The sequence below is a fragment of the Polaromonas sp. YR568 genome, assembly GCF_943369415.1.
Taxonomy (GTDB): Bacteria; Pseudomonadota; Gammaproteobacteria; order Burkholderiales; family Burkholderiaceae_C; genus Polaromonas.
This window is the reverse complement of record NZ_CALRNF020000009.1, coordinates 103,934-118,988: the sequence shown is the minus strand read 5'-3', so window position 1 is coordinate 118,988 and position 15,055 is coordinate 103,934. Positions and strand designations below refer to the sequence as shown.

The 15,055-nt window shown below is 65.3% G+C and carries 13 protein-coding genes; 3 read left to right on the top strand and 10 right to left on the bottom strand.

Going from position 1 to position 15,055, the window contains the following annotated elements; genetic code table 11:
* Positions 1-16 precede the first annotated feature (16 nt).
* The 8 genes from ACLV74_RS08455 to ACLV74_RS08420 all read right to left on the bottom strand — a co-directional run bounded on the left by ACLV74_RS08455 (position 17) and on the right by ACLV74_RS08420 (position 10,637).
* Positions 17-1,489 carry an aldehyde dehydrogenase family protein gene (locus ACLV74_RS08455; protein WP_411878935.1) on the bottom strand — a complete coding sequence of 491 codons (1,473 nt, stop codon included), beginning with the start codon at positions 1,487-1,489 and terminating at the stop codon, positions 17-19.
* Positions 1,490-1,647: 158 nt separating this feature from the next.
* Entirely contained in the window at positions 1,648-3,453 is a 1,806-nt protein-coding gene (locus ACLV74_RS08450; protein WP_411878934.1) for a thiamine pyrophosphate-binding protein, read from the bottom strand.
* Between the two features lie 30 nt (positions 3,454-3,483).
* Positions 3,484-4,461 carry a Bug family tripartite tricarboxylate transporter substrate binding protein gene (locus ACLV74_RS08445; protein WP_411878933.1) on the bottom strand — a complete coding sequence of 326 codons (978 nt, stop codon included), beginning with the start codon at positions 4,459-4,461 and terminating at the stop codon, positions 3,484-3,486.
* A 343-nt stretch (positions 4,462-4,804) separates the two neighbouring features.
* A complete protein-coding gene (locus ACLV74_RS08440; RefSeq protein ID WP_411878932.1) occupies positions 4,805-6,085 on the bottom strand; it encodes a citrate/2-methylcitrate synthase in 1,281 nt (426 codons plus the stop codon).
* A gap of 52 nt (positions 6,086-6,137) precedes the next feature.
* Positions 6,138-7,103, bottom strand: a complete 966-nt coding sequence (locus ACLV74_RS08435) for a DMT family transporter (RefSeq protein WP_411878931.1) — start codon at positions 7,101-7,103, stop codon at positions 6,138-6,140.
* A gap of 77 nt (positions 7,104-7,180) precedes the next feature.
* On the bottom strand, positions 7,181-8,173 hold the full coding sequence (locus tag ACLV74_RS08430; RefSeq protein WP_411878930.1) for an ABC transporter substrate-binding protein: 993 nt from the start codon (positions 8,171-8,173) through the stop codon (positions 7,181-7,183).
* Positions 8,174-8,218: 45 nt separating this feature from the next.
* On the bottom strand, positions 8,219-9,199 hold the full coding sequence (locus tag ACLV74_RS08425; RefSeq protein WP_411878929.1) for a Bug family tripartite tricarboxylate transporter substrate binding protein: 981 nt from the start codon (positions 9,197-9,199) through the stop codon (positions 8,219-8,221).
* 130 nt (positions 9,200-9,329) lie between these two features.
* The gene (locus ACLV74_RS08420; protein ID WP_411878928.1) at positions 9,330-10,637 is read right to left on the bottom strand and encodes a Rieske 2Fe-2S domain-containing protein; all 1,308 of its coding nucleotides are present in this window, start codon (positions 10,635-10,637) and stop codon (positions 9,330-9,332) included.
* A gap of 157 nt (positions 10,638-10,794) precedes the next feature.
* Between ACLV74_RS08420 and ACLV74_RS08415 the strand changes: the two genes are divergently transcribed.
* Genes ACLV74_RS08415 through ACLV74_RS08405 form a run of 3 tightly spaced genes read left to right on the top strand, consistent with a single transcriptional unit; the run spans position 10,795 to position 13,588 of the window.
* Positions 10,795-11,787: a PDR/VanB family oxidoreductase gene (locus ACLV74_RS08415; protein ID WP_411878927.1), complete on the top strand. Its 993-nt coding sequence runs from the start codon at positions 10,795-10,797 to the stop codon at positions 11,785-11,787.
* Complete coding sequence (locus ACLV74_RS08410; RefSeq protein ID WP_411878926.1) at positions 11,784-12,983, top strand: Gfo/Idh/MocA family protein; 1,200 nt, start codon at positions 11,784-11,786, stop codon at positions 12,981-12,983. Before ACLV74_RS08415 ends, ACLV74_RS08410 begins: the two co-directional genes overlap by 4 nt.
* A complete protein-coding gene (locus ACLV74_RS08405; protein WP_411878925.1) occupies positions 12,980-13,588 on the top strand; it encodes a MarR family winged helix-turn-helix transcriptional regulator in 609 nt (202 codons plus the stop codon). The genes ACLV74_RS08410 and ACLV74_RS08405 overlap by 4 nt, the downstream gene beginning before the upstream one ends.
* A 77-nt stretch (positions 13,589-13,665) precedes the next feature.
* Here ACLV74_RS08405 and ACLV74_RS08400 read toward each other — a convergent pair whose 3' ends face one another.
* Positions 13,666-14,301, bottom strand: a complete 636-nt coding sequence (locus tag ACLV74_RS08400; protein WP_411878924.1) for a 3-oxoacid CoA-transferase subunit B — start codon at positions 14,299-14,301, stop codon at positions 13,666-13,668.
* 1 nt (position 14,302) lies between these two features.
* Entirely contained in the window at positions 14,303-15,010 is a 708-nt protein-coding gene (locus tag ACLV74_RS08395) for a CoA transferase subunit A (RefSeq protein WP_411878923.1), read from the bottom strand.
* Positions 15,011-15,055 lie beyond the last annotated feature (45 nt).

Below are 15,055 nucleotides of genomic sequence, written 5' to 3'. Positions count from 1 at the left end.
TGGCGACCCATCACATTCAACCGAACTTCAGGTTCACGTTCTTCGTATAAGTGAATTCCAGCAGCTCGGCAAAACACTCTTCGCGCCCTATGCCCGACTGCTTGACGCCGCCGAAGGGCGCGCCCATGAAGTGCTGGCTGGAGTTGTTGATCCAGACGTAACCCGTCTGGATGCGCCTGGCGGCGCGGTGGGCGGTGTTGATGTTCTGCGTCCAGATGGAACCCGTGAGGCCGAAATCCACGCCGTTGACCTGCTCGAACAGCGTGTCCTCGTCGCTCCAGCGGAAGACGGACATGATGGGGCCGAAGACCTCTTCCTGCGCCAGGCGCATGTGCGGTTTCATGTCGGCGAACACGGTGGCTTCGTAGAAGAAGCCGTCCTTGAGTGCCGGATCGGTGGGCTGCTTGCCGCCGCACACCAGTCGGCCGCCGTCTTCCAGGCCTTTGGCGACGTAGCCTTGCACCTTCTCGAGTTGCGCGCGGCTGACCAGTGAGCCCATGGTGGTTTTCGGGTCGGTCGGGATGCCGGGCTTGTGGCGCTCGGGCAGCAGCTTGACGACTTTTTCCAGTACCTGGTCGTGGATGGATTCATGCAAAAACACGCGGCTGGTGGAGCCGCAGCTCTGGCCCGACCAGGTGAAGTTCATGCCGCCAATGATGCCGTTGACAAGCTTGTCGATATCGGCATCGGGGTAGGCGATCAGCGCGTTCTTGCCGCCCAATTCCAGCAGCACAGGTTTCAGGTTGTCCGAAGCCGTCTTCATGACGGCCTTGCCGGTGGGCACGCCGCCTATCAGCGTGATCTTGCGCACCAGCGGGTGCTTGCCCATGGCGTCGCCGCACTCGCGGCCGCCGCACAGAAAGTTGGCCACGCCGGGCGGGAAGATGTCGCCCACCAGTTCGGCCAGCCGCAGGATGGACAGCGGCGCCTGGTCGGGCGATTTCACGACCACGGTGTTGCCGGCGGCCAGCGGCGCGGCCAGGCGCGCGGCGGCGAACATGAAGGGGTGGTTGTAGGCGACGATGCGGGCGATCACGCCCAGCGGCTCCTGCATGGTGTAGTTGAAGTTGCCGTCACCCATGGGGATGGTCTCGCCCTTGATCTCGGTGGCCAGGCCCGCGAAATAGTCGAGGCAGTCGGCGGCAAAGCCAGCGTCCATGGCGAGCGCCGACACCGGGTTGCCGTTGTTGAGCGAGTCCAGCAGCGCGAGCGGCTTGGCATGCTCGCGCAGCACTGCTGCCGCTTTGCGCAGGTAGCGCCCGCGCTCCACCGGCGGCGTGGCGGCCCAGGCCGGGAAGGCGGCGTGGGCGGCCTGCACAGCGGCGTCCACGTCGTCCGCATCGGCGATGGGCGCGGTGGTGATGGCTTCGTTGTAGGTCGGGTTGAAGGTCTCGGCTTTGCCGCCGGCCTTGGGGGCGTGCCAGGCGCCGCCGTAGTAGAGGCCGCGTTGGGTGGGCAAAACGCCGGCGGGAATTTCGTGTGCGCGCATGTTGGTGTTTCCTTTGATGCTCTTGGCTTTGTATGACTCCCTCTCCCGCTGGCGGGAGAGGGTGGGGGTGAGGGCTCTCCGCATTCGGATGCTGTGACGGCTCCAGGGCCGTACCACCCTCACCCTGCCCTCTCCCGCCAGCGGGAGAGGGAAAAAGGCTAATCCTTGGACCGCGTCAGCCCCGCCGTCATGGCCGCGCTGTAGCCGGTCTGCACCACCACGTCGACCACCACGGTGTCACCGCGCTTGACGGCGGCGATGGCATCCACCAGGATCTTCTCGAGTTCGCCGGCATCTTCGACCGGGCCAATCCCCGTCAGGCCCTGGCCGCGCGCCATCATGGCGAGGTCGGGCGCCGGGTCGCTGATGCGCTGGCCTATCCAGCGGTTTTCGATCGGGCGCTTGCGCTGGCGCGCCACGCGTTCCTGGTGCACCTCGTCGTTGAAGAAGGAGCGGTTGTTGCAGACCACCACCAGCATGGGGATGCGCGCATTGGCCGCCGTCCAGAGCGCGTTGACGCCCATCATGTAGTCGCCGTCGCCGATCACGGCCACGGGCAGGCGGTCGCTGCCCTTGAGGCCCAGTGCGGAACCGATCGACATGCCGGGGCCGGACCCGATACCGCCGCCGCCGTCATAACCGAGGAAGTCCAGCGGGTGTTTGAAGTCCCACATCTCGCCGCTCCAGCTCAGCGGCAGGCGCATCAGGCAGACCTTCTGGTCGCCGACGGCGCGCTTGAGCGTGGCCGCCAGCGTGGCCACCATCATGTTGCTGGCGCCCGAGGCGCCCGGCACGGGTTGCACGGGCGGGTAGACGGGCAGCGGCCGTTTGGCCGGTGCAGGCGTCTTGCGCGGCTTGACTTGCTGGTTCAGCAGGGTGACGGCCGGCTCGGGCTCGCACAGCATGAAGACGTCGACGGGCGGCAGGCCCTGGTGGTCCATGCTCCAGCCGTTGTGGCTGTAGTGGTCGACCGAGACCTGGATGATCTTGCTGCCCACGGGCTTGTCGCCCCAGGCCTGTTTGAGCGTGCCCGACAGGTCCAGCCAGTCCAGGCTCAGCACCACGTCGGCTTCGCGCAGCACTTCCTGCGCATTGGCCGTGAGGAAGGCGCCGCTGGGCGCGGCATGCAGCGGGTGGTCGGTCGGGAAGGCCGCGCCCACGCGCAAGTCGGTCAGCACTTCGGCGTTCAGGGTTTCGGCGAGCTTGATGCGTTCGGCCCAGGCGGCTTCGCTGCGGGTGACGCGGCCCATCAGGATCACCGGGCGGCTGGCGCCGGACAGCAGCGCGGCGGCCTGCGCGACGACATCGTCCGAAGGCCTGGCCTGCGGCGGTGCAAGGTAACGCGCCGGATCGGGAATCGCCGGCCGCTCTGTCAGTTTCGACTCCTGCAGCGCCGCATCAAAGCAGACATAGACCGGGCCTTGCGGCGCGGTGGTGGCGATCTGCCGCGCGCGCAGCAGCGCTTCCTGCGCCGAGGGAATCGACGCGGGCTGGCAATCCCACTTGATGAAGTGGCGCACCAGGGCGGCCTGGTCTTGCGCGGTGTGTATCCAGTCGATCCAGGGACGGCGCTTGTTGGCGTCGACCGGGCCGGTGGCGCCCAGCACGATGACGGGCACGCGGTCCACCCAGGCGTCGAAGATCGCCATGGAGCCGTGCATCAGGCCGACGTTGCTGTGCAGGATGGCGATCAGCGGCTTGCCGGTGACCTTGGTGTAGCCGTGGGCAATCGCCACCGCGTGCTCCTCGTGCAGCACCACCATCATCTGCGGCTTTTCATTGCCCAGGTGGTTGACGATGCTGTCGTGCAGGCCGCGAAAGCTGGCGCCCGGGTTCAGCAGCACGTAAGGGATGTCCATCGCGCGCAGCATGTCGGCGATGGCATCGCTGGCCCAGACGGTTTCTTCCGGTTCGGAAGGCTTGGGAATGTCGCGGCGCACGGCGGAGCCGGAAGGAACGGTCATGAAATCTCCTGATGAAAATGAATCGGCTATTTATTCGGGCTTGATGTTGGCAGCCTTGATCACTGCCGCCCAGCGCTTCTGGTCGTCGGCGATGAGCCTGGTGAATTCGGCGGGCGTGCTGGTCTCGGCGTAAATGCCCTGCTCGGCCAGCTTGGCCTGCACGTCGGGCAGCGCCAGCGAGCGGCGCAGTTCGGCGTTGAGCTTGTTGATGATGGTCTTGGGCGTTTTGGCCGGGGCCACCATGCCGATCCAGATGTCGCTTTCATACTTGGGCACGGTCTCGGCAATCGTCGGCACATTGGGCAGCAGGTCGACACGCTTGGTGCCGGTGGTTCCCAGCGCGCGCAGCTTGCCGCTGCGGATGTGCGGCAGGGCCGAGTTCAGGGGGCAGAACATCACGTCCACCTGGCCGCCCAGCACGTCGACCAGCGCCGGGGCCGAACCCTTGTACGCGATCTGGGTGAGGTTGGTGCCCGTCATGGCCTTGAAAACCTCGGCCGCCATGTGCTGCGGGCTGCCGGAGCCGGCGGAGGCATAGCTGAGCTTGTCGGGGTTGGCCTTGGCCAGTGCGATGAGTTCGGCAACGGTCGTGGCCTGAACCTTGTCGGGCGACACCACCAGCACCATGGGCACGCGGCCCATCATCGTGATGCCGGTCAGGTCGCGGTTCACGTTGAAGGGCAGCTTGGGATAGAGCACCGGGTTGACGGCCACGGTCTGGTTGGGCGCGACGGCGATGTTGTAGCCGTCAGCCTCGGCCTTGGCCATGAAGGCGGTGGCAATGTTGCCGGCCGCGCCGGGCTTGTTGTCGACGATGACGGGCTGGCCGAAGGTCTCCGACATCTTCTGGCCCAGGATGCGGGCCAGCACGTCGTTGGAGCCCCCGGGCGGCAACGGCACGACGATGTGGATGGGTTTGGTCGGGTAAGCCTGGGCCCAGCTGAGCGGGCTTGCGAAAACGGCGGAAAGGCAGAGGGCGAGCATCCCGGTGCGGCGATTGAATTGCATTGTCTTGTCTCCAGTATTTATGGCGCGAATCTGCAGGCGCCAGTTCATCCTAGTGAAGACAACTCAATCATTCAATCTTGAACACTGAATCAACATGACAGTCAATGTGACCACGAAGAAGGGCGAGGTGTTTTGAGGGCCGCTGGCCCCCACCCCCACCCTCCCCCAGCGGGGGAGGGAGCCAGAGGGCCGGTTTTGCTCCTTCCCCCGCGGGGGGAAGGTTGGGATGGGGGCCTGCGCGCTTGATGTAGCTCGAAAGTTATGGTGTTTCGATGCGCGCAAACAGACACCGTTCAGGCGCCGGTCGCCACGAAAAACCGAAGGGCCGGGTGAAATCGGCGATTCAGGCAGCCGGTGGCACAGGCTTTACAAACTTGGCGCGGGGTCGCAACAGCGTTCCACTGGCGCGCTGCTCCTGCACATGCGCCACCCAGCCCGCAAGCCGGCCCAGCACAAAGAGAGCGGCCGTGGCCTGGCGCGGCAGGCCCAGGGCACGGGCCATCACCACCAGGGCCAGTTCCTGCCGGGGCAGCAGGCCGGCGCTGGCGCGCATCTCGTCGATGAAGCGCGAGATCGCGCGCAGGTCGCGGCCTGGGTTCTCACGCGCGAACACCATGGCCAGCAGTTGCGCGGCGCGCGGGTCGCCCTTGGGGTACAGCGGATGGTCGAAGCCGGGAACGCTCTGGCCTTGGGCGTGCAGCTTGTGGGCGCGCTTGACGAGCGCGGCCTTGGTCCGGCCCTGGCCCAGGAAGTCTTCCACGCGTTCGTACATGCGGCCTATGTCCACGCCGGACGTGGCGCACAGCGCCGAGGCCAGGCAGCTGTGCAGCGTGCCGCCGGCGGAGGCCACGACGCGCGCGCCCAGCGTGCCGGGCGGCAGTTCGTGGTCGGCCATCAGGATCAGCATGGCGCGCAGGGCTTCGCTGTTCTCCTCGGTAGGCGGCATGGCCAGCGCGTGCAGCAGGCCGGTGACCACCGACTCGCCGCGCTGCATGGGCCGGTAGCTTTGCGCCGCGCCGACAAAACCGCAGCAGGCCACCACGGTCTGCATGATCTCGCGCGCGGCCGGCAGGGTTTTGCCTTGCGACAGGCGCTCGGCCACGGAGCCGCGCCGCATGCCCAGCAGCAGCACCACCAGCGCGAAGGATTCGAGCACGTTGTCGCGCGCCTGCAGCGAAGTCAGCGTTTCCGTCAGCCTGACAAGTTCGGCCGAGGGCCTGCGCACAGGCCAGGCTTTGGCCCGGGTGTTGAGCTCGCCGGTCCAGAGCAGCTCGGCCACCGCTTCAAAGGAAGCGCCGGATCGCACCAGGTCGGCGGCCAGGTGGCCGCGGTAGCGCGGGCCCTGCTCGGTGATCTCGGTGATGGAGGTCGGGAAGATGGGCTCGCCCCAGTTCATCGCCGAGGCGGCCACCGCGCCGTGGCCGGAGCGCGCCAGCGAGCGCATGCCCACGCGCGTGAGGTCGTCGCGCAGGTAAAGCTTGTCCTTCTGGCCCGGCTGCGCCACGCTGCGTATCCAGCCCCGGCTGACGTAGGCGTACAGCGTCTGCTGCCTGACGTTGAGGATTTTCATGGCCTCGGCCGCCGAGGCGTAGTCGCGGCGCAGCGCTTTGTCCGGGGTGTCCATGTGTGCCTTCTATCTCCTGCGGGATGGTGGACCGGCCTGCGCAGGCGGTCGCTCAGCGCATCACGATGATGAATATACCGAGCAAAGTCAAGCCGCTGCCGGCCAGGGTGAGCGGCGTGATCTTGTCCTGGTTCTTGAACAGCAGGTGGCTGAGCGGAAAAACCAGGATGGGTGTGCACAGCGTCACCAGCGTGGCGACGGACAGCGGGATGTAGCGCATGGCGCCGATGGCGCACATCTGCGCCGAGATGGTGGTCACGCCTATGGTGGCGAACAAGGCCATGCCGCTGCGGCTGGCGGCGCGCACGCGCGCAAGCATGGCGCTCTTGCCCGCGCTGAATACCACCTGCAGCACCAGGCCGCAGGCCGCGCCTATCAGGGCGCCCAGGATGGGCTCGTTCCAGCTGCGCACGGCGCTTCCGCGCAGCACGTTGCCGACGGCATAGGCCAGCGAACTGCCCATGCCCAGCAGCAGCACCGACTGCATCAGGCGCTGCATCGCGGGAGTTTTGGCCACGGCGGGCGCAGGCTCGCCGTCGGGCGCCATGGCGGCGACAGGGCCGCGCCGCGAGAAAAAGTCCGGCTTGCAGCTGACCAGTATCAGGCCGGCGATGGTCATGACCATGCCCAGCGCCACCACGGGGGTCAGGCGCTCGCCCAGCAGCAACCACGCCATCATCGCGGTGAACAGCGGGCTGCTGATCTGGAAGATGCTGGCCTTGGCCGGGCCGAAGCGCACCACGGACTCGTAGAAAAACCAGCGCCCCAAATAGGTGGAAAACCCGCCCGCGGCCGCGAACATGAAGAAGGCCGGCAGGTTCCACTGCAGGCCGTCGCCGCGCAACTGCATCTGCACCCCGAAGGCCAGCGCGGAAAACACGACGTTGGTGGACGTCGCGACCAGGAAGCCCAGCCCCAGGTCCAGGCGGCTGGACGCCGCCTTGGTGAGCAGGATGGAGGCCGTGAAAAGCAGCAGCGCCCCGCTTGACAGCAGGTAGCCCAGGAGGGGATCAGACATTCGTGCGCGTGGGGTGCTGGCCCGGCGCGCGGCCATGGCGGGCGTCGTCGAAGATAGGAACCGGTGAAGTCACGGGCTCAGATCTTAAACGCCTCTAGCGATTCGGGTGCGAACAGTTCCTCGGGCTTGAGCAGCCGTTTGGACAGGCCCTGCTCAAACGAATAACGCAGGAAGGTCTGCAGCGTGGCTTCGTTTTTCTCGAAGCCGTAGGGCCAGAAGTCCTCGCCCATCTCGCGCCTGACCTGCTCGACGTGCGAGGTCAGCCAGGGCAGCATGGCCTTGAGCGCCGCGGTTTCATAGAGGTCTTCATAGGTGCGGCGCTGCGATTCTTCCAGCGCCTTCATCATCGAGCGCGCCACCCAGCGGTTGGCCTCGTACACGTCGCGGCGTATCGCCACCGTGTGCATGATGGGAAACATTTTTGTTTCCTTGAAATAGTTGCGCTCGACCTGTTCGTAGTCTTCAAACAGGCGCTTGACCTTGCCGCCGCCCTTCAGGAAGCTCGAAGGCATGCGCGCGGTGTAAAGCGCGTCGATCTCGCCGTCGAGCAGCATCTGCGCCAGGGTCTGGTCCGGCCCGATCCGCTCGACCTTGATGTTGGGCGGCAAATCAAGCTTGATTTTTTCGGAACGGCCGGGCTCTTCCTCGCCGCCGGTGAAGTAGGTCACGCTGTCGACGGGCACGCCGTAGTGGTCGGACAAAATGCCTCGTATCCACACCGGCGCCGTCATCTGGTATTCGGGGTTGCCGACGCGCTTGCCGATCAGGTCCTTGGCTTCGCGGATGCCGGACTTGGCATTCACGTAGATGCAGGAATGGCGGAAGAAGCGCGAGGGAAACACCGGGATGGCCACAAAGGGCCGCGACTCATTGAACATGGAGACCGTGTACGACGAGAGCGACATTTCCGCGATGTCAAATTCCTTGTGCCGCAACATGCGGAAGAAGGTCTCCTCCACCGGCATATTGAGGTAATTCAAATCGATGCCGTCGGGCTGCACGCTGCCGTCCATCAGGGCACGGGTGCGGTCGTAGTTCCAGCAGCCGAAGGTCAGTTTCAGTTTTGACATGTCGCGGTTTGTTCCTTGGGATTGATGCGAGGTTAAGTAAGTGGTTTATTCAGGTTTTATGCCGGAGGCAGTGATGGCCTTGGCCAGGCGCTCGTTTTCGCCGAGGATGGCCTTGCCGTAGTCGGCCGGGCTGCTGCCTATGGGCTCTATGCCGGCGTTGTTGAGCGTGGTGATGACTTCCGGCATCTTGGCAATCTGCGCCATCTCGTGGCTGATGCGTTCGATGGCGCTGGCCGGCGTGCCGGTGGCGGCCAGCACGCCGACGATGGGCGCGAAGTCAAAGCCGGGGATGATTTCGGCGATGGCCGGCACGTTGGGCTCCTGGCTGGAGCGCTGCGCCGCGTTGTTGGCCAGCAGCTTGACCTGCCCGCTCTTCACAAAACCCGACAGCGAAGGCAGCGCCGAAAACAGCACCTCGACCTGCCCGCCTATCAGCGCGGGCACCGACTGGCCGGTGCCCTTGAAAGGCACGTGCGTGATCTGCAGGCCCAGCGCGGCCTTCATGGCCTCCATGGTCAGGTGGTGCGTGCTGCCTATGCCGGAGGAGCCGTAGTTCAGCGTGCCGGGCCTGGCCTTGGCCAGCGCGATGAATTCCTGCAGCGTGTTGGCCGGCACCTTGGGGTTGACCGCCATGTACAGCGGCGCGCGCGCGGCGAGCGAGACCGGCACGAAGTCGCGCTTGTAGTCATAGCCCAGGTTTTTGTAGATGGCTGGGTTGATGGAGAACATCGAGCCGTCGGTCACGAGAAAGGTGTAGCCGTCCTTGGGGGCCGTGGCCAGCGCCTGCGCGGCGACCACGCCGTTGGCGCCGGGCCGGTTGTCGACGACCACCGACTGGCCCAGCTTGTCACCCAGGCGCTGCGCGTAGATGCGGGCCACGGTGTCGGGCAGGCCGCCTGCGGCATAAGGCACGACGAACTTGATGGGGCGGTTGGGATAGGCAGCCTGCGCGGCGGCGAACTGGGGCAGCAGCATGCCGGCCAGCATCGCGCCGGCCAGCATGAAAGAGCGGCGGTGTGGTTTCATGGGACTTGTCTCCTGGTTTTATGGGCTGACTTTATGAACTGACTTGACTGACGCGGAACGGAAAGCGGTAAGGATAAAGAAGAACGGCGAAAAAGGAAAAAACAAAAAGGCCGCATGGGCGGCCTGGGGCTCAGGTCGAGTACGACGGCTCCAGCGCTGGCTCGCGTGTATCCCAGACGTAGTTCGCCTGGTAGGCGCGCCAGTCCGTGGTCTTGGGCACGATGGCCTGGAAGGCGACCACGCTGGACGGGATGCGCAAGTCGCCCGTGCCGATGGCGGTTTCGCCGGCCTGGAAGGCGCGCACGGCTTCGAGCATCTGCTTGCGGAATTCGACCACCGCCATGTCGCTGGCGCCCAGGCGCTCGTGCGTGCGGTCGGCGATAGGACCCATGGTCACCCACATGGCGATGTCCTGGTTGGGGAAACCGGTGATGCCGGTGAAGTTGCCGGCCTTCATGGCTTCGCGGTCCTGCCAGAAATTGTTGCCGCGGTTGCGCAGCGGCGCATAGTTGGCGTCCAGGTCGGGGCCCAGTTGCTGGCCCAGGAATTTGCGCCAGCTGTCGGTGTCGGGCGTCTGGGATGGGTGGCCCCAGGCGATGAAATAAAACGCCGTGTTGGTGTCGTCCATCGGCACGTTGATGTTGGCGACGTTGTAGAGGTTGTTGGGCGGGATCAGGGCGGTGGCCGGCGCGACGAACACCGTCGAGCGGATGTAGTCGTTGGCGGCCGCGTTCTTGATGGGGCGGCGGATGGCGGCATAACGAAAGCCGTAGCTGCCGCGCTCCACCTGCATGCGCGGCGCCTTGTCGGTCGAGGGGCGCAGCCAGTTGGTGCCGGTGGCCTCGGCGCCTTCGACACGCGCCGGCACCATGTCCGACGAATGCAGGCTGGAGCTGTGCGCCGAGTCGATCGCGCCTTCGAGGATTTGCGCCCAGTTGCAGGGGATCAAGGCCTTGGCAATCGTCACCTTGGCATCGGCCGTGGGCGCCCAGGCCGGCGGCACGAATTCGGGCTGGGTTTCTTTCGGGCCCATATAGGCCCAGACAAAACCGCCCCACTCTTTCACCGGGTAGGCCAGGTGCTTGACCTTTTGCGCCATGCCGCTGGCGGCGGGCTCGGAGACCATCTCCAGCACGTTGCCTTCGACGTCCATCTTCCAGCCGTGATACAGGCAGCGCAGGCCGCAGTCTTCGTTGCGGCCGAACACCAGCGAGACGCGCCGGTGCGGGCAGTATTCGTCCATCACGCCGACGCGGCCCTTGGTGTCGCGGAACACCACCAGGTCTTCGCCGAACACGCGCGCCTTGACGGGCGTGCCGTCGGGCTCGCTGACCTCCTCGATCAGGCAGACGGGTGTCCAGTGGCGGCGCATCAGCTGGCCCATGGGGGCCTGGCCTTCAACGCGGCACAAGAGATCATTTTCCTCGGCGGTCAACATCAGGAATGTCCTTCAAATCAGTGAGGGCCCCGGGCTTGGGCCCTTCAGTCAAAACGGGTTTAAAAACAGCTTGCCAATGCGCTGCAGGCGGATTATTCTTAGACGTCTAAGAATATCGTTATTTTGTGTTTTGTCAAGAAAATTTGTGGAGACAAGAATGAGCGTTAACCCTAGCGCCCCCGCAGGAGACCTGCCCGCGGCGGAGCCCGATTTCTTCCCCCTGAAGGTTGCGCGCAAAGAAGAAGTCGCGCAAGGCATTTACCTGTTCGAGCTGCGCGACCCGGACGGCGCGCCCCTGCCCGCCTTCACGGCCGGCTCGCACCTGACGGTGCAGGTTCCCAGCGGCGTGCGCCGCAATTACTCGCTGTGCAGCGACCCGGCTGACACCAGCGCCTGGCAGATCGCCGTCAAGCGCGACGAGCGCGGCCGCGGCGGCTCCGTCAGCATGGCCGACGAGGTGCAGGCCGGGCAGATGCTGCAGGTCAGCGCGCCGCGCAACAACTTCGAGCTGGCCGCGCACGCGAATGACTTTGTTTTTGTCGCCGGCGGCATAGGCATCACGCCCATCCTGTCGATGATGCGGCAACTCAAGCGCACGCAGGCCGGCAAGTTCAAGCTGTATTACTGCACGCGCGATGCCGCCGGCACGGCCTTCAGCCAGGAGCTGCAGGCCGAATTCCCCGGCCAGGTGCAGATACACCACGACAACGGCAACATCGACGAAGCGCTGGACCTGTGGCCGGTGTTCGAAAAACCCGCTGCCGCCCACGTCTACTGCTGCGGCCCCAAGGGCCTGATGGACAGCGTGGCCGACATGTCGGGCCACTGGCCTTCGGGCAACGTGCATTTCGAAAGCTTCGGCGTCGATGCCAAGGCCTATGCCGAGAACACGCCCTTCAACGTGCGCCTGGCCAAAAGCGGAAAGACGGTGGAGGTCAGCGCGGAGCAGACCATCCTCGAAGCCCTGCGCGGCAGCGGCCTGCGCGTGGCCAGCTCGTGCGAAAGCGGCACTTGCGGCACCTGCAAGACCCATCTGCTGGCCGGCGAAGCCGAGCACCGCGACATGGTGCTGAGCGACGAGGAAAAGGCCGACCACATCATGGTCTGCGTCTCGCGTGCAAAATCGCCCGAACTGGTACTGGACTTATGACACAGCGCACTTTGAAACTCGGCATCGTCGGCCTGGGGCGGGCCTTCACGCTGATGCTGCCCACCTTTGCGCATGACGGCCGGGTGAAGCTGGTGGGCGCCACCGACCCCATCGCCGCCGCCCGCGCGCAGTTTGAAAAAGACTTCGGCGCGCCCAGCTACGACTCCATCGAGGCGCTGTGTGCCAACCCCGTGGTCGAGGCGCTCTACATCGCCTCGCCGCACCAGTTCCATGCCGAACACGTGCGCCTGGCGGCTTCCTTCGGCAAGCACGTGATGGTCGAAAAACCCATGGCGCTGACGGTGGACGAATGCACAGGCATGATTGACGCGGCGCGCGGCGCGGGCGTGCACCTCATCGTGGGCCACAGCCACAGCTTCAACACGCCGATACGCCGCACGCGCGAGCTCATAGCCAGCGGCCGCTACGGCGCGGTGAAGATGATCCATGCGCTCAATTTCACCGACTTCCTCTACCGCCCGCGCCGGCCCGAAGAGCTGGACACGGCCGCCGGCGGCGGCGTGATCCACAGCCAGGCCACGCACCAGATGGACATCGTGCGCCTGCTGGGCGGCGGGCTGGTGCGCAGCGTGCGCGCCCACACCGGCGCCTGGGACGCGAGCCGCCCCACCGAAGGCGCCTACAGCGCGCTGCTGGGCTTTGAAGGCGGGGCCTTTGCCTCGGTCACCTACAGCGGCTACGGCCACTACGACTCGGACGAGCTGCTGGGCAACATCGGCGAGATGGGCCAGGCCAAGAACCCGGCCGATTACGGCGCGGCGCGCAAGCGGCTCCTGGGGGCGGCGACGTCCGCCGAAGAAAGCGCGCTCAAGGCCGCCCGCAACTACGGCGGCCGCCTGTACACGGCCGGCAGCGCCCTGCCCACGGGCCTGCGGCACCAGCATTTCGGCCAGGTCATCGTCAGCTGCGAAAAAGCCGACCTGCGGCCCGGGCCCTCGGAAGTAAGCATTTATACCGACAGCGAAAAAACCGTGGAGCTTCTCCCCGCCCCGGCCATCCCGCGCCAGGAAGTCATTGACGAGCTGTATGCCGCGGTGGTGGACGGCAAGCCGGCGGTGCACAGCGGCGAATGGGCCCGCGCCACCACGGCGGTCTGCCTGGCGCTGCTGGAATCCGCCCGGACCGGGCGGGATTGCACCCCGGCGCACCAAGTCAGTCACAATGTCATTTCATGAGCAATGACACCCAAAACATCATCCGCCACTGGCGTGAAGCCGTCCCCAACGACCGCCTCGCACACCTGATCCGCGATGCCTCGCGCGCCTTCCACCGCGCGCTGCAAGTGCGGCTGGCGCAGCATGGCGTGCCCTTCGGCCACTGGACCTTTCTGCGCATCCTCTGGGAGTGCGACGGCCTGACGCAAAAGGAACTCAGCGAGCGCGCCGGCGTGATGGAGCCCACCACCTTCACCGCCATGAAGGCCATGGAGTCGCTGGGCTACATCGAACGCAGGCAGATTCCCACCAACAAGAAAAACATGTACGTGCACCTGAGCGACAAGGGCCGTGCGCTCAAGAAGCTTCTGGTGCCGCTGGCCGAAGAGACCAACAACGTGAGCATCGAAGGCATCGCGCCCGAACACATCAAGCTGACGCGCACCGTGCTGCTGGCGATGATTGAAAACCTGGCCCGCGACGAACTGCAGCAGGAAAAAGCCACGCCGGCCAGGCGCAAAGCCGCGGCGGCCAGCGTCGGGGCAAAACATGCGGCCAAAGCGAAAGCCGAAAAGTCGGCAACGCCGGACAGGCAAAAACCCGGCAGGCCGTCCGCCACAAAATAAGCGGAAAAACCGGCGCAAAAAAAGCCGCCGCCTTTTCAGGGCGGCGGCTTTTTTCATGGGCCTGCGGGAACAGCTTCTTAAATCAGCGTCACGCCGGTCTTGGCCTGCAACGCTTCGCGCGTCACGCCCGGCGCCAGCTCCACCAGCTTGAGGCCTTCGGGTGTCACGTCCATCACGGCCAGGTCGGTGATGATGCGGTCGACCACGCCCACGCCGGTGAGCGGCAAGGTGCACTTGGGCAGAATTTTCATGTCCTCGGTACCGTCCTTCTTTTTGGCGACGTGTTCCATCAGGATGATGACGCGCTTGACGCCGGCCACCAGGTCCATCGCGCCGCCCATGCCCTTGACCATCTTGCCCGGGATCATCCAGTTGGCCAGGTCGCCTTTTTCGCTGACCTGCATGGCGCCCAGGATGGACAGGTTGATCTTGCCGCCGCGAATCATCGCGAAGCTGTCATGGCTGCCGAAGATGGCCGAGCCCTTGATGGTGGTGACGGTCTGCTTGCCGGCGTTGATCAGGTCGGCATCGACCTGGTCTTCGGTGGGAAACGGGCCTATGCCCAGCATGCCGTTTTCCGACTGCAGCCACACTTCCTTGTCGCCGGTGAAATTGGCCACCAGCGTCGGGATGCCGATGCCGAGATTGACGTAAAAACCGTCTTCGAGTTCCTGGGCGGCGCGTGCCGCCATCTGGTCTTGGGTCCAGGGCATATCAAACTCCCGCTTTCTCGGTGATGGTGCGCTTCTCGATGCGTTTTTCAGGATTCGCATTGAGCACGATGCGGTGCACATAAATGCCCGGGAGGTGAATGTCGTCGGGCGCGAGTTCGCCGACTTCGACGATCTTCTCCACCTCGACGATGCAGACCTTGCCGGCCATGGCGACGGCCGGGTTGAAGTTGCGGGCCGTGAGGTTGAAGCGCAGGTTGCCGGACTTGTCGGCCACATGCGCCTTGACCAGCGCCACGTCGGGCACCAGCGAGTGCTCCATCACATAGGTCTCGCCGTCGAAGTCGCGCAGTTCCTTGCCGTCGGCCACTTGCGTGCCCACGCCGGTCTTGGTGAAGAAGGCCGGGATGCCGGCGCCGCCGGCGCGCAGCTTTTCAGCCAGCGTGCCCTGGGGCGTGAATTCCAGTTCGAGTTCGCCGGCCAGGTACTGGCGCTCGAACTCCTTGTTCTCGCCGACGTAGCTCGAGATCATTTTTTTGATCTGCCGCGTTTCCAGCAGCTTGCCCAGGCCGAAGCCGTCGACGCCCGCGTTGTTGGAGATCACCGTCAGGTTCTTCACCTGGCTGGCCTTCAGCGCGTCGATCAGCGCCTCGGGAATGCCGCACAGGCCGAAGCCGCCCACGGCCAGCAGCTGGCCGTCCTGGACGATGCCCTTGAGGGCCTCCGCCGCTGAGGGAAAAAGTTTCTTCACAAAATTGTCTCCTTGTGTCATGAGGCTGGGATGTTCCGGATGTTC